The organism is Rubrobacter tropicus (assembly GCF_011492945.1).
GTDB lineage: Bacteria > Actinomycetota > Rubrobacteria > Rubrobacterales > Rubrobacteraceae > Rubrobacter_D > Rubrobacter_D tropicus.
In genome coordinates this window covers 3,704,645-3,718,744 of record NZ_CP045119.1, presented here as the reverse complement: position 1 = coordinate 3,718,744, position 14,100 = coordinate 3,704,645, and the positions used below count along the sequence as shown (strand labels likewise).

The window sequence follows — 14,100 nt, the reverse complement described above, 5'->3', positions numbered from 1 at the left end:
GGACAGAGAAGCTGGGCGTTGGTGCAGGAGGTTCGGCCGCGCTTACCGGAATGCCCATAGCGAGACAGGAGGTGTAGACGACTTGGAAGGTATGCTGCCCAACGGCACGCGACACGCCGCCCCGACGATCGGCGACCACGACGCAGGTTGGCCGGCGGACGCTCCCCGGGGCCAGGAGGTCCTCTCCGTAAGAGACCTGCTGGAGACGCTCTGGAGGAAAGCGTGGGTCATCCTGCTAATGACCATCCTGGTCGTCGGGGCGGCGGTGGGTTACGGCCTCACGCAGACCCCGATGTACCAGGCCTCCATCAAGGTGCTTGTCGGCCAGGGGCAGGGGCTGACCCCCGAATCGAACGACGTCATAGGCCTGCAGCAACTCACCCAGTCCATGGCGGAGCTGGCCTACACGCGCACCGTGGCGGACGCGGTTATCCAGAACCTCGATCTGCAGACGACCCCCGACGAATTCCTCGCTGGCATGAGCGTGGAGCAGGTCGCCGAGACGCAGGTTATCGAGGTCTCCTACACGGACTCGGATCCCGAGAGGGCCAGCCAGATCGCCAATACCATAGGAGACGAGTTTTCGGGACAGGTCTCCGAGGTCAGCTCGAGCGCCAACTCTATCACTGCGGTGACCTGGGAAAAAGCTGCGGTGCCGTCTTCTCCCATAAGCCCGAACCTCTTACGTAACGGGCTTCTGGCCCTCGTGCTGGGTCTCATGTTGGGCGTCGGCCTGGCTTTCCTGCTCGAGTACCTGGACGACAGCTGGCGCTCACCAGAGGAGGCCATGCAGGTCTCCGGGGTCCCCACTTTCGCCGCCGTTCGGGAGTTCAGGCTCCCGAAGAAGCCCAAAAAGAAGGGGGCAAGCTAGATGCAGCAGCCCAAGACCGAGTCCAAGATGGGCAAAGAGACCGGGGCCAGTGCTATCGCTGCGGAGAACCTGATCACGCTCGCAGAGCCCGGCGGCATGGCCGCCGAGGACTACCGTACCCTGCGCACCAGCCTCCTCTACACGGTCGTGGACAACCCTCCGAAGGTTGTAGTGGTGACAAGCCCAGGCCCGAAAGAAGGCAAGAGCACCACGTGCGCCAACCTGGGAGTCGTACTGGCGCAGGCGGACAAGAGCACGCTGATAATCGACTGCGATTTTCGCAGGCCGGCGATGCACCAAGTGTTCGGGCTGCGCAATTTCAAGGGGGTCGTAAACGTTCTGGCCAACGAGCTCGAACTGCAGGAAACCTGGCACGAGCCGGTCCCGTTCCTCAAGGTCGCGACTGTGGGCCCTCTGCCGAGTAGGCCCGCGGAGTTGCTAGGTTCCAAGCGCTTCTCGGAGCTCTTGGAGAAAGCACGCGAGCAGTTCGACTACGTCCTTTTGGATGCCCCCCCCACGGCCCCCGTCTCCGACCCGGCTATCCTCGCCACCCAGGGTGACGGCGTTCTGCTGGTCCTCGACGCGCAAAAGACGCGCAAGGCCTCCCTGCGCAAGGCCAAGCGCACGCTGGACGCCGTTGGCGCCAGCGTGCTCGGAACGGTCATGAACAATGTCAAAGGCGGTCAGAAGGGCCTCTACTCCGCTTACAGTTACTAATAAGCCTGCGCAGGGAGACCGATGATCGTACGCAGCGTTACTCTTCGAACGGAGCTCTCAGGCTCGTCGTACCGGAAGTGCTGGTGCTCCGGGCCATGCGCTGTGCCCTGTCGTGATTGACTAGTGCCCGAAGGTGCGGCGAACGTCGCGTAGCAGATTGGAAGCGGTAGGACCACGAAACGCTGGCTCAAAAAGGGTTTCTATGCCGTGGCGGATCAAGGATTGTTCGCGACCTCCAACTTCGCGCTCAACATACTCCTGGCCCGTTGGCTTCCGCCCACCGAATACGGTGCCTTCGGGTTGGCCTTTGCGGTCTTCACGTTCGTAGGGTGCCTGCACGCCGCGACGCTCACAGAACCCATGCTCGTTTTTAGTCCGAGAAGATACAAAGAGTGCGTCTCTGAGTACCTCGGCGCCCTCGTCTACGGTCACATCGGCTTCGCCACTCTCGGGAGCCTGGCTCTGTTGGTGACAGGGTTGGTCTTTGCCTATTGGGATCCCTCCAGCACTCTCCCTTCCGTCTTCTTCGCGTTGGCGCTCACCGAGCCGTTCATCCACCTTCTCTGGATGATGCGTCGGGCGTGCTACGCCCGCTTCGAGCCCCAGTTGGCGGCCTGGGGAGGGGCATGGTACATGGTGATGATGCTGGTTGGGGCGTTCATGCTGTACCGCTACGGGTGGCTGTCCACTTCGACCGCGCTCGGCGTGATGGCGATAAGCAGCCTCGTGGTGAGCCTGTGGTTGGGGGTGCGTCTCGGCGTGAAGGCGCCACCATTGAGGGGTGGGGTGACCGGCGAGGCCCTCAAGAGTCACTGGGAGTACGGTCGTTGGTCTGTCGGGAACCGGGCGTTGTACTGGCTACCCACCAACGTTTACTATCTGATTCTGCCCGTTTGGGGTGGTTTGGAGGCGGGCGCGGCCTTCAAGGCGCTCATGAACTTGTTGATGCCCATGCTGCAAGCCACCACGGCCCTATCTGCTTTGCTTTTACCGACCTTCGTGCAGGCCAGGGAACAGGATAGTTTCGGTTCCAGTGTGCGTTCCGCCTTCGGTCTCCTCTTGATCGCCCCGATTCTGTACTGGGTCTTACTGGGTCTCTTTCACGAAACCATGATCAACCTGGCATACGGGGGACGGTACGCGGCACACGCGGATCTGCTGTGGCTGTTGGGCCTCCTGCCCATCGCCATGGCCGCGAACGAAGTGCTCTCCCAGGCTATAAGGTCGCTCGAGAGGCCGGAATGGCTCTTCCGGGTCTATGTAGTCTATGCTGTGGTCGGCGGAACCCTGGGCGTGTGGTGCATGTACCTCTGGCTCATCGCCGGAGCAGGGATCGGCATACTTTTCTCCCGGATAGTCCTCGCGGTGTCCATGGCCATAATGTTGCTCGTCTTGCACCGGCGGTCCCGTGGAGATCTGTTTTCGGCGCCAACGAGTAGAAAAGCCAGTGACAGTGGATCTTAGCCTCTTCTTCGCGCCGGAGACGCGCGTCTTCACATTGCCCGGACCACGCAACCCGCGTCTTTACCTGCCCACACAGCGCCCACTTCAGCGCTGGGACCAAAGCGCCCTCTACCCGGCTTCCCGTTTGACGGCAAGGTTGTATCGTCTCTTGTTGAGGCTCAATGCCGCCTCGGGATTGATGCAGGCGCGAACGATCCGCTCCGCTGGGTGGCCGTTACGGACGTTCGTTCAGGACGCCGTGCCTTCGCTGGCTTCGGTGGTGATCTTGATTGGAACGCCCACCCCCGCTCAACGCATGACGGCGCAGCTTTGGGACGGCAACGGCCGAGTGATAGGTTACGTGAAGTATGCCGAGAAGGCCGCCGCCCGCAGAAGGATGCGTCAGGAATGGTCCGTGCTACAGGAGTTGCCCGAAAAGGTTGGTCCCAAGCCGCTGAAGTACGGGCCGCTGGGTAGGGGCGTGGCCCTGCTGACGAGCCCCGTGGCAGGAAGGCCGCCTTCTCCCCGCCCGACCCCCTCAGATGGATGGATCAACCTGCTGGAGTCGCTCCTCGTGTCTCCTCCAGTGCCTCTCGAAAGACACCCCTGGGTGCTCTGCATGCGCGAAAAGAGCACACCTGGGTTCGACAATTTGCTTGAACCCTTGGCATCCAGGGAGTGGCCCGTCACGGTGCAGCATGGGGATTTTGTTCCGTGGAACCTGCTCGAAGGGCGTGAAGCGGGACATCGGGCGATAGACTGGGAATACGGCACCTTACAAGGTTTCCCTTACCTCGATCTCGTCCACTACGTTCTGCAGGTACTGGGGCTTCTGCGCCGCCGAGCTCCCGAAGCGGCCGGCCGCTACGTCGCCGCCTACCTGTCTCAACAGGGACGGCTCACCTTGAACGAAAACGAGGCTCGGGCCCTCACACGCCTTGCTGCTTACGATGCTTACGTGAAATCTGTTGAAGACGGCAAATCGCCTGACACCGGCCTTCAGCCTTGGCGTAAAGCCATCTGGGAGGGGAAGCCGTGGGTAGCCTGACGACCCCTCGGCTCCCACCGGTGCGTCGACCACGGGCGGCTCTCGATCTCCGGGAGTTTCGCGGGGCGCAAGATGTGTCACCCGGCGGGTGCGATGTGCTGGCCCGCTGCTTAGCATGTTCGCAGAAACAGATCGCGTAGTAGCCTTGGTGCCAGGGGGTACGCCTTGAAGGATGGTCATGCAGCGCCCGCCGACAGCGTGTCGAGCACGGCGACATCGAAAAACGTGAGAGATACGAAAAGGGAACTCCAACGCTTCGTGGGCCGCAACCCCGTTCTGTTTTCGGCCGTTTGCCGGATCAAACGCGACCGCCGCTGTGTCCGCCGGGACACGCACCTGGTGATAGAGGGGTACCCGAGATCCGCGAATACCTTCTCGGTATGGGCTTTCAAACAGGCGCAGCGCGAGGAGTTTCGCGTAGCCCACCACCTACACTACCCAGCACAAGTAGTGTGCGCCGCACGGTGGCGAATACCTACCATCGTACTTATCCGGGAGCCTGAAGACGCAATCACTTCGTGGTTGATAAGGGATCCGCAACCGATGGACCGGGCGATAGAGCACTACGTATCTTTCTACAAGGCGGTGGCCGCGCACCGCAACGCTTGCGTCCTGGCATCCTTCGAAGAGGTAACGACGGATTACGGCGCGATCCTCGAGCGCGTAAACCAGAAATTCGGGACCTCCTTCTCTACGTTCTCCCACACCGAGGAGAACGTGAACAGGGTCTACTCTCGCATAGAAGAAATGCACAAGAAGCGCAACGCGGGAGGGATATCAGAGACGCGGATCGCACGCCCCTCTGCGGCCAAGACTGAGCATAAGAGCAGGATCAAGCCCGCCCTGCGGGCGCCAGGACGGAAGGCTCTCTTGTCCGAGGCCACGGCTATCTACGAGTACTTGTTGCGGCAGTGAGGCCGTGAGGGCGTAACCAAAATGTCCGACACGTATACGGTAGGGAGTCGGCTGACGTCTTCCAGGGATCCAGCCAAGATAGGCTACCTGGCCGATGCGCCGGTACGTCCTGCCCGGTACGGTCCTTACCGGACATACCCCGAGGGGATGCGGATCACGACCGAAAGGATTCTGTGTTGCAGGCGCGCCTGGGTGATGACGTCGTATCGCTCATATTGTTGGGGGCGATCGCTACGACCGCCGGACTACCGGCGCTGTTGCTAGTCGGCTGGAAAGTTACCCGTCCGCCTTTTCACGTTCTGTCCTTTCGCTGGCTCTATCTAGTCTGGGTGCTCCTGCTCGGCGCCAGCTCCGTGTGGAACCTTTCGAGGGACGTACGCTTCTCCGTGGAAGAGGCGGGAGCCGACAACTACGTGCGGCTGGCTTTCCTGTCTCTCGGCGTTCTGTTGCTCCTGGCGGTCGGTGCCAGGTACAGGTTCGCTTTCTTCTCGGACCTGCGGACGGGCGTGCTGGGTTTGTTCTCCCTCTTCGCCACGTGGGGTTTGCTTTCTACGCTGTGGTCCGTCTCCTCTGCGGGTACGCTGATCAAGGCCTCCGAGTACTGCGCCATGCTGGCCGTCTTCGCTCTAACGGTTTCTTTGATCGCCTCGACCGTGAGGGATCCGCGCTCCCAGCCGTACGCGGTCAAGAAGGTTTTCGACTTTGGTTGGTTTCTGATCTTCTCGTTGATCGCCAGCGTATACCTGGGCATGCTTGTGTGGCCCGAGTACGCCATTATGTCAGGCTATCGAGAGGGGATACTGGGCTTTTGGATACAGGGGGCCCTGCCGGCGATCGCGGCGAACTCGGTGGGCCACATCGGCGCTGTAATGGGGATCGTCGCCATCGTGAGGTTGCTCTTTTGGCCCGGCTCCAAGGTACTCTACGGATCGTTACTGGCGGTCTCTTTGGTTACCATGGTGCTGACGCAGAGTCGCTCTCCGATACTAGCCCTCTGTGTGGCCGTGATCGTTGTCTTGGTCGCTGGCCGCCGCTTTGGCCTCTTGCTCCTCTCAGGCGGCCTGATGGGCGTGGCATTCCTCACCCGATACAGTCATTTGATATACGCGTTCATGCAGAGAAACCAGACCGATGAGAACCTGGCTTCCCTGACCGGAAGAGTCGATTACTGGCGATCGAGTATCGAGGCGCTGGGAAACAGTCCTCTGGGTGGTTACGGGGCCAACGTCGGCGGACGTTACGTACTGCAGGATGCGTTGGGTGAAGACGTCTCCACCGTGCACAGCACCTGGGTCGAGGTGGCCTTGGATACGGGGATCGTGGGGCTGCTTCTGTTCTCGCTGGCGCTGGCCGCAACGTGGTTTTGGTTGATCAGGCTCTACCCTTACGTCGTGAGGCATAAGCTTGCGCGCTTGCTCTGGTTCGAGAGCTTGGGCGTCTTGACGATCTTGTGCGTGCGTTCGTTCTTCGCTGTGGACCTCGTCTGGTCCTGGCACGTCCTCACCTTCGGTTTGGTTCTCGTTTTTATAAGCGTGATGAGGAGGCAAGTTGTCGGAACGACCCACGCGGGTGATGTTGTTGCACAACCTGTACCAGCAGCCCGGCGGCGAAGATCAGGTGTTTACAGATGAGGGCTCACTCCTCGAAGCCCGGGGACACGCGGTCTCCCGCTACACCTTGCACAACGACCAGATCTCCGACATGGGGCGCCTCGCGGTTGTGGGGGCCACGGTGTGGAACGGACCGGTTTATCGGGAGATACGAGCCCTCATCCGAAGCGAGCGTCCCCAGGTGGCCCACTTTCACAATACCTTTCCGCTAATATCTCCGGCGGCGTACCACGCCGCCCGGGCTGAAGGCGTGCCGGTAGTTCAGACACTGCACAACTACCGTTTGATCTGCCCGAACGCTCTGTTCTTCCGCGAGGGGGGAGTCTGTGAGGACTGCTCCGGAAAAACATTGCCGTGGCCTGGGATCGCGCACGCCTGCTACCGCGGAAGTCGCACCTCGAGCGCGGTCGTCGCAACGGCATTGGGTGTGCACCGCATGCTGGGCACGTGGAGGCATACGGTAAACACTTACGTGGCCCTCACCGATTTCTCGCGCGGGAGGTTCATCCAGGGGGGGTTGCCCGCTGAGAAGATCGTGGTCAAACCAAATTTCGTACAGCCAGACCCCGGTGTGGGGCGGGGGCAAGGCTCGTACTTTCTGTACGTTGGCCGTCTTTCCCAGGAGAAGGGCCTGGAGACGTTGCTGGCGGCGCGGAAGCAACTCGGGGAAAAGGTGCGTCTCAAAATCGTGGGAGATGGGCCCTTGGGACCGAAGGTCGCGGAGGCGGTGAGACGATCTCAAGGAGTAGAGTGGCTGGGTAGACAGCCGAAAGACCGGGTGCTGGACCTCATGAAAAACGCCACGGCGCTCGTCTTCCCCTCCGTGTGGTACGAGGGCTTCCCCATGGTTATCGTGGAGGCATTGGCCGTGGGCCTTCCGATCATAGCCAGCGATCTCGGCAACATGAGATCCCTGATAGACCACGGCCGCACCGGGCTCAAATTCAGGGCCCACGACCCGGGCGATCTCGCCGGCAAGGTGGAGTGGGCGACGAACCACCCTGTCGAGATCGGCAGGATGCGCAGGGAAGCTCGCAAGGAGTTCGAATCTAAGTACACGGCCGAAGCCAACTACCGTTCGTTGTCTGGTATTTACGAGGGGGTTGTCGCGGGGCCCGAAACCGAAGCGTAGGATTCGGGGGCTCGTTCTTACTGGATGGCACGTCGGGGTCCCTACGGGGAGTGCCGATGCAAAATGTGCCAGGTGGAGGATGTGCCAAGAGACTAACCCCGAATATCATCGTCCCTGAATCAGACTGTAGTTCGCTGTTTTGTGAGGAGATGCGCGTGGGTCTCGCTTCGAGAAATATCTTGGGCATGAGGGTCGATGCCACATCTTACGAAGAAACGTCAGAGTACGTAGCGCGGTGGGCCACGGAGGGGAGGTCCGCCTACGTTTGCGTGGCGAACGTTCACATGACGATGGAGACGCGTGACTCGGAAGAGTTCAGGAAGGTCGTGAACGGGGCCGACCTGGTTACGCCCGACGGCAAGCCCCTTGTGTGGGCGTTGAAGGGCCTGGGAGCGGAGAACGCTTCGCAGGTGCGCGGCGCGGACCTGGTGACGCACGTGATCGAGCGGGCGGCTAGGGAGGGTATCCCGGTCGGGCTGTACGGCGGCACCCCCGAGTCGCTAGAGGACTTCACCCGGGTTATAGGTCAGCGCTTCCCCAATGCCCGAGTGGCCTGCCAGATAGCGCCACCTTTCCGCCCCTTGACTTTCGAGGAAGACCGCGCGGTAGTGCGGCGGGTACAAGAGTCAGGCGCACGCATCCTCCTGGTTGGTATAGGTTGTCCCAGGCAAGAGAGGTGGATGTCCGAGCACAGAGGAAAGTTCGGCGCGGTCATGCTGGGGGTTGGGGCGGCCTTCGACTTCCATACGGGCCGGGTAAGACAGGCGCCGCGCTGGATGCAAAAGGCGGGGCTGGAGTGGGCTTTCAGGTTGATGATGGACCCCAGGCGTTTGTGGAAACGCTACGCCAAACACAATCCGAGGTTTTTGGGGTTGCTCATGCTCCAACTGCTGGCGTACCGCCGAGGTGAGATGCGCGGATACCGCGAGGGGCGGGGCGGCGGGGACGGCTTCGGGGGGATGGAACGTCTGGGGGGCATTCCGACAGGAAAGGCCGACGAGGTAAGCAGATGACAATGCCGAACTTCTTCATGGTGGGTGCGCAGAAGGCGGGCACCACCTCTTTGTACCACTACCTCAACCAGCACCCCCAGGTCTACATGAGCCCGGTAAAGGAACCCTTCTTCTTCAACCACGAGATAAACGCCGACCACGAGATCGTGGAGCGGGAATTTGGCGGGCCGGCCCGTCGTCGAGCCAGCAGGTTCACTAACCTCGACGAGTACCGGGCGCTGTTCGAGAACGTCACGGGCGAGAGCGCCGTCGGCGAGGCTTCCACCCTGTACATGTACGCGCCCGGTACCGCCGGGCGCATAAAGAAGTACGCGTCGCAGGCCAGGGTGATAGCGCTCCTGCGCAATCCGGCGGACCGGGCCTACTCGTCGTTTCTGCACGCCCGCAGGCTGGGGGTGGAGCCGCTCGCCCACTTTTCCGAGGCCCTGAGGTCGGAGGAGGAGCGCAGGCGCCAGAGCTGGCGCTACGTTTTTCACTATCGCAACCTCGGTTTCTACCACGCGCAGTTGGAACCTTACTACGAGCTTTTCGGACAGGAGAAGGTTGGGATCTTTCTCTACGAGGATCTGAGGGACGACCCGACCGGCGTCGCGCGGGGCGTCTTCAGGCTTCTCGGGGTAGACGACGGTTTCGTTCCAGACACCTCCCGCAAGCACAATCCGTCCGGGGTTCCGAAGAGCCGGGCCGCCCGCGCTGCGGTCAAAGCCATGGACGCGGTGGCCGCCGCGTTTTTGGAGAGCTTCTCGGCCAACTCGCGCCTCTACCCGTTCGCGTCCAGGGTGCGTCGACGCGCGCAGGGTCTGATGCTCGCCAAACCGGAGGCTATGGACCCCGAGATACGAGCCGAGTTGCTCGACGGGTACGAGGAGGACATCCTCAAGCTGGAGGAGCTTACCGGACGGGACCTCTCCGTATGGCTGCACGGCCGGAAGAAACCAGCCTACGAGACAGGGACCAAGAAGTTCAGGGGATCGTGAGAGTTGTCAGGGGAGACCTCGAAAGGCTCACCTGCGGGCGGCGTAAGAACAGGTCGTGCCGGCCGGTTCGCTAGAGAGAAAGGAAAGTCGGTTGACTAAGAGGGCACTCATCGTCGGCATCACCGGGCAGGACGGTTCTTACCTGGCAGAGTTGCTTCTGCAAAGAGACTACGAGGTCCACGGTCTGGTTCGTCGGGCCTCGGGTTTCAATACGGATCGGATAGATCACCTTTACAGAGATCCCCACGACCCGGAGGCCCGCATGTTTTTGCACTACGGGGATCTGGCTGACGGGACGGGGCTCAGGCGAATTCTCCAGCAGGTGATGCCCGACGAAGTCTACAACCTCGGCGCCCAGTCGCACGTCAAGGTCTCCTTTGAACAGCCGGAGTACACCGGCGACGTGGACGCCATGGGGGCGCTGAGGCTGCTCGAAGCCATACGCGATATATCGACCCTCTCCGACAAGGAGATGAAGTTCTACCAGGCCGGCACCTCCGAGATGTTCGGAGCCGCGCCACCGCTTCAGTCGGAGGCGACGCCTTTCCACCCGCGCAGCCCCTACGCCGCCGCAAAGGTGTACGCCTACTGGGCGACCGTCAACTACCGGGAGGCCTACGGCCTGTTCGCGGCCAACGGCATACTCTTCAACCACGAGTCGGAGCGCCGGGGAGAGACCTTCGTCACGCGTAAGATCACGCGTGCCGCCACGCGCATCAAGCTGGGTCTGCAGGACAAGCTGTACCTGGGCAACCTCGATGCCAAGCGCGACTGGGGACACGCCAACGACTACGTCGAGGCGATGTGGTTGATGCTCCAGCAGGAGGAACCCGGCGACTACGTAGTAGCCACTGGGGAGACCTACCCGGTGCGCGACTTCGTGGCGCGGGTTTTCGGGCATCTGGAACTCGACTGGGAACGGTACGTCGAGGTCGACCCTCGCTACTTCCGTCCGACCGAAGTGGAGGTGCTGCAGGGTAATCCCACCAAGGCGCAGACGGTGCTGGGGTGGAGCCCCCGGGTAGGGTTCGACGAGCTCGTCCGGCGCATGACGGACCACGACTTCGAGCTCGCCCTCCAGGAAAGAACCCTGAAGGAGGCCGGGCACCTCTTCGCGTCTCGGGGTATGGCGACACTATGAACCGAGACAGCAAGATCTTTGTCGCCGGTCACCGGGGGCTGGTGGGATCGGCGCTCGTCCGGCGCTTGCTTGCCGAGGGGGCTGAGAACGTGGTCACCCGGGACCGGGTAGAGCTCGACCTGACGGACGCGAAGGCGGTCGACGAGTTCTTCGAATCGGTGAGGCCCGAGTACGTGTTTGTGGCCGCCGCCAAGGTGGGGGGCATCCTGGCCAACGCCACCTACCCGGCAGACTTTCTGAGGGAGAACCTGGCAATAGAGCTCGCCGTCGTGGGCGCCGCCCACAGGTACGGCGTCGAGAAGCTTCTCTTTCTCGGGAGTTCGTGCATCTATCCCAAGTTCGCCCCCCAGCCCATGAAAGAGGAACACCTGCTGACGGGAGAACTCGAGCCTACCAACGAGCCCTACGCCGTCGCAAAGATAGCGGGCATAAAGCTTTGCCAGGCTTACAGGGAGCAGTACGGGGCAAACTTTATAAGCGCCATGCCAACGAACCTTTACGGGCCCGGGGACAACTTCGACCTCGCGACCAGCCACGTGTTGCCGGCGCTTATCCGCAAGTTTCATGAGGCCAAAGAACGCGAAGATCCGTCCGTGACCGTGTGGGGTTCGGGCAAGCCCCGACGAGAGTTTCTACACGTCGACGACCTCGCCGATGCTTGTGTCTACCTTATGCGCAACTACTCTTCGGGCGAGGTCGTCAACGTCGGGGTGGGAAGAGACGTGGCCATCTCAGAGTTGGCCGAGTTGGTGAGAGAGGTAGTAGGTTATCAGGGCCTAATCTCTTACGACCCTGCGAAGCCGGACGGGACCCCGCGAAAGCTGCTCGACGTAGGCAGGCTTCACAAGCTGGGGTGGAAAGCGAGAACGCCGCTGAGAGAAGGCATAGAGAAGACCTACGCCTGGTTTCGCGAGGCGTCCCTGACGCGGGCCGGAGCCTGACCGGCCCCGCGCGGGACGAAAACGTCCAGGTACGCAGCTCGACGGTTACACGCGGGCGGACGGTTTTCAGCTCGTGTCGAGTTCCTGGTGCCAGCGAGTGACCGCGCGGCACTCGGGTTAGGGTGCAGTCTGGAGTAGGAGCAAGATCGTGAAGGAAGAGCGGGACACAACCACCCGGACGGTCAAGAGGCCGAACTTTATTGTTATAGGAGCGGCAAAGTCCGGGACTACCGCGCTCTGGAACTATTTCAGGCAACACCCGCAAATCTATATGAGCCCCAAAAAACACACCAGGTTCTTCTCCTTCCAGACTGCCAACCCGGTATTTCGCGGTCCTGGTCCCATAAACGACCAGTACATCTCCTACGCTATAGCCGACGCTGCCACTTACCACGCGCTCTTCGTGGGGGCCGAAGAAGAGACGGCCATCGGCGAAGCCTCCCACTCTTACCTCTACGTTCCGGAGGCCGCCGGGCGGATAAAGAGCTACGCGCCCGACGTAAGGTTGATCGCCATATTGCGTAATCCGGTGGAGAGGGCATTCTCACACTACAGCCAAATGGTTCGGGACGGCCGTGAGCCGTCAGAGAACTTTTTCGAGGCGCTCAAAGAAGAGGCAGCGCGCATCGAGGAGGGATGGTGGCCCGATTTCCACTATACCCGAATGGGCCTCTACTACGACCAACTGAGACGTTACTTCGATCTCTTCGAACGGGATCAGATCAAAGTCTATCTCTACGACGATTTTCGGGCCGACCCCGTGCAGGTGCTGCGGGACGCCTTCGAGTTCCTGGACGTGGACTCTACGTTCGTTCCGGACACGAGCATCCGGTACAACGCTTCGGGAGTCGCGAAGAATAAGACCTTGCACCTCACCCTGCAGGGGTTGCGCCGAGCCAGGCCGATTATCAAACGCCTGGTACCCGAGAAGCACTACCGGGGCCTGCTGCGCGTGGGCGGCGGGTTGCACAACAAAAACCTTACGGAGCCCCGGTTGTCGGCGGAGGCGCGTGGGCGGATGACAGCCGAGTACTTTCGGGAAGACATCATCAAGCTGGAAGACCTTATCGAGAGGGACCTCTCGACCTGGCTGAGGTAGCCCGGACGGGTTCACGTTCGGCCCGGATATGTGGCCGTTTGATTGCAAAGAATATGCTGCTTGACCCATGCGCCGCATCTACCCGAAATCTATACTCCACGCCATGCTCTGTAAACCGATAAAGCGGGTTTCGAGAGAAGGGCTATCCCTGTTGACACCGGAGGGGGTCGAACCCTTACCCTCCACCACGCGTGACGCGTGGGCGGCGAAATGACGCTTCCGAACTTCCTGGTAGTAGGCGCGGCCAAGTCGGGAACGACCGCGTTGTACCATTACTTGAAGCAGCATCCTCAGGTGTACATGGGCCCGACCAAGGAGACGAACTTCTTTGCCTTTGAGGGACAGAACATCCATTTCAAAGGCCCCGGCGACGAGAAGATCTCCGAAACCGCTATCACGGACCTTGAGGCGTACAAGGAGCAGTTCGCCGGAGTGTGCGGTGAGGGGGCCATAGGCGAGGCCTCTCCCTGGTACTTGTACTCCGCCCGATCCGCGGAGAACATCCATCGGCACATTCCGGATGCGAAGCTCATCATCGTGCTCCGGAACCCCGCCGAGAGGGCCTTCTCGAGCTACCTGCACGTGGCAAGGGATGGACGCGAGCACTTGACGTTCAAAGAAGGGCTGCTCGCCGAGGAGGAGCGGATCGAGCAAGGGTGGGAGTTTATCTGGCACTACCAGCGGACCGGCTTCTACGCGGCCCAGGTCGGGCGCTTCTTCGATGTGTTCCCGCGCGAGCAGGTACGCGTCTACCTGTACGACGACCTGCTGGCGAATCCGATGGGCTTCCTCAAAGACATCTACGTGTTTCTGGGGGTGGACCCAGACTTCGTGGTCGATACTTCGTTGCGGCCCAACGCCACCGGGATCCCGAAAAATCGACTCCTGGGAAAGCTGCTCCTGCAGCCCAACCCGCTGAGGTCGGCAATGAAAGCCCTCGTGCCCGGAGAGGTGCGCTACGGGTTGAGCCAGAGGCTCAACCAGCGGTTGCTCGAGAAGCCTCGCCCTGACAGGGAGACCTACGCAGAATTGCTCCAAAGCTACAAGAAAGACATTCGCGCCCTACAGGATCTTATAGGGCGAGATCTCTCGGTCTGGATCGCGGGACAGCCTCTGTAAGCGATCTTCGTATCCCCTCGCCCGCCCGGGTCGGCGTTGTCTGGCGAAGATGTGCCAGCTGGCATATGCGCCGG

13 protein-coding genes are annotated in these 14,100 nt (G+C 61.3%); all 13 read left to right on the top strand.

Features of this window, described 5'->3' with window-relative positions:
* Nucleotides 1-91: 91 nt before the first annotated feature.
* The 13 genes from GBA63_RS18560 (at nt 92) to GBA63_RS18500 (ending at nt 14,026) form a co-directional block, all read left to right on the top strand.
* The gene (locus GBA63_RS18560) at nt 92-871 is read left to right on the top strand and encodes a YveK family protein (protein WP_228282620.1); all 780 of its coding nucleotides are present in this window, start codon (nt 92-94) and stop codon (nt 869-871) included.
* A complete protein-coding gene (locus GBA63_RS18555) occupies nt 872-1,588 on the top strand; it encodes a CpsD/CapB family tyrosine-protein kinase (RefSeq protein WP_166178490.1) in 717 nt (238 codons plus the stop codon).
* Between the two features lie 207 nt (nt 1,589-1,795).
* The gene (locus tag GBA63_RS18550; protein WP_166178488.1) at nt 1,796-3,052 is read left to right on the top strand and encodes an MATE family efflux transporter; all 1,257 of its coding nucleotides are present in this window, start codon (nt 1,796-1,798) and stop codon (nt 3,050-3,052) included.
* On the top strand, nt 3,042-4,079 hold the full coding sequence (locus GBA63_RS18545; RefSeq protein WP_166178486.1) for a phosphotransferase family protein: 1,038 nt from the start codon (nt 3,042-3,044) through the stop codon (nt 4,077-4,079). Before GBA63_RS18550 ends, GBA63_RS18545 begins: the two co-directional genes overlap by 11 nt.
* A gap of 165 nt (nt 4,080-4,244) precedes the next feature.
* The gene (locus tag GBA63_RS18540) at nt 4,245-4,994 is read left to right on the top strand and encodes a hypothetical protein (RefSeq protein WP_166178484.1); all 750 of its coding nucleotides are present in this window, start codon (nt 4,245-4,247) and stop codon (nt 4,992-4,994) included.
* Nucleotides 4,995-5,167: 173 nt separating this feature from the next.
* Nucleotides 5,168-6,625: an O-antigen ligase family protein gene (locus GBA63_RS18535; RefSeq protein ID WP_166178482.1), complete on the top strand. Its 1,458-nt coding sequence runs from the start codon at nt 5,168-5,170 to the stop codon at nt 6,623-6,625.
* On the top strand, nt 6,543-7,736 hold the full coding sequence (locus tag GBA63_RS18530; protein ID WP_207956908.1) for a glycosyltransferase family 4 protein: 1,194 nt from the start codon (nt 6,543-6,545) through the stop codon (nt 7,734-7,736). Before GBA63_RS18535 ends, GBA63_RS18530 begins: the two co-directional genes overlap by 83 nt.
* Nucleotides 7,737-7,921: 185 nt before the next feature.
* Nucleotides 7,922-8,749: a WecB/TagA/CpsF family glycosyltransferase gene (locus tag GBA63_RS18525; RefSeq protein ID WP_207956907.1), complete on the top strand. Its 828-nt coding sequence runs from the start codon at nt 7,922-7,924 to the stop codon at nt 8,747-8,749.
* The gene (locus GBA63_RS18520) at nt 8,746-9,726 is read left to right on the top strand and encodes a sulfotransferase family protein (RefSeq protein ID WP_166178478.1); all 981 of its coding nucleotides are present in this window, start codon (nt 8,746-8,748) and stop codon (nt 9,724-9,726) included. The genes GBA63_RS18525 and GBA63_RS18520 overlap by 4 nt, the downstream gene beginning before the upstream one ends.
* A 91-nt stretch (nt 9,727-9,817) precedes the next feature.
* A complete protein-coding gene (gmd, locus tag GBA63_RS18515; RefSeq protein ID WP_166178476.1) occupies nt 9,818-10,867 on the top strand; it encodes a GDP-mannose 4,6-dehydratase in 1,050 nt (349 codons plus the stop codon).
* The gene (gene fcl / locus GBA63_RS18510) at nt 10,864-11,808 is read left to right on the top strand and encodes a GDP-L-fucose synthase (RefSeq protein ID WP_166178474.1); all 945 of its coding nucleotides are present in this window, start codon (nt 10,864-10,866) and stop codon (nt 11,806-11,808) included. The genes gmd and fcl overlap by 4 nt, the downstream gene beginning before the upstream one ends.
* 148 nt (nt 11,809-11,956) lie before the next feature.
* Complete coding sequence (locus tag GBA63_RS18505) at nt 11,957-12,907, top strand: sulfotransferase family protein (RefSeq protein ID WP_166178472.1); 951 nt, start codon at nt 11,957-11,959, stop codon at nt 12,905-12,907.
* Between the two features lie 198 nt (nt 12,908-13,105).
* Nucleotides 13,106-14,026, top strand: a complete 921-nt coding sequence (locus tag GBA63_RS18500) for a sulfotransferase family protein (protein WP_207956906.1) — start codon at nt 13,106-13,108, stop codon at nt 14,024-14,026.
* The last annotated feature ends 74 nt before the right edge of the window (nt 14,027-14,100 follow it).

Coding starts and splice junctions, on each gene's coding strand:
- GBA63_RS18560 (WP_228282620.1), top strand. CDS start 92: ATGCTGCCCAACGGCACGCGACACGCCGCCCCGACGATCGGCGACCAC.
- GBA63_RS18520 (WP_166178478.1), top strand. CDS start 8,746: ATGACAATGCCGAACTTCTTCATGGTGGGTGCGCAGAAGGCGGGCACC.
- GBA63_RS18555 (WP_166178490.1), top strand. CDS start 872: ATGCAGCAGCCCAAGACCGAGTCCAAGATGGGCAAAGAGACCGGGGCC.
- fcl (WP_166178474.1), top strand. CDS start 10,864: ATGAACCGAGACAGCAAGATCTTTGTCGCCGGTCACCGGGGGCTGGTG.
- GBA63_RS18525 (WP_207956907.1), top strand. CDS start 7,922: ATGAGGGTCGATGCCACATCTTACGAAGAAACGTCAGAGTACGTAGCG.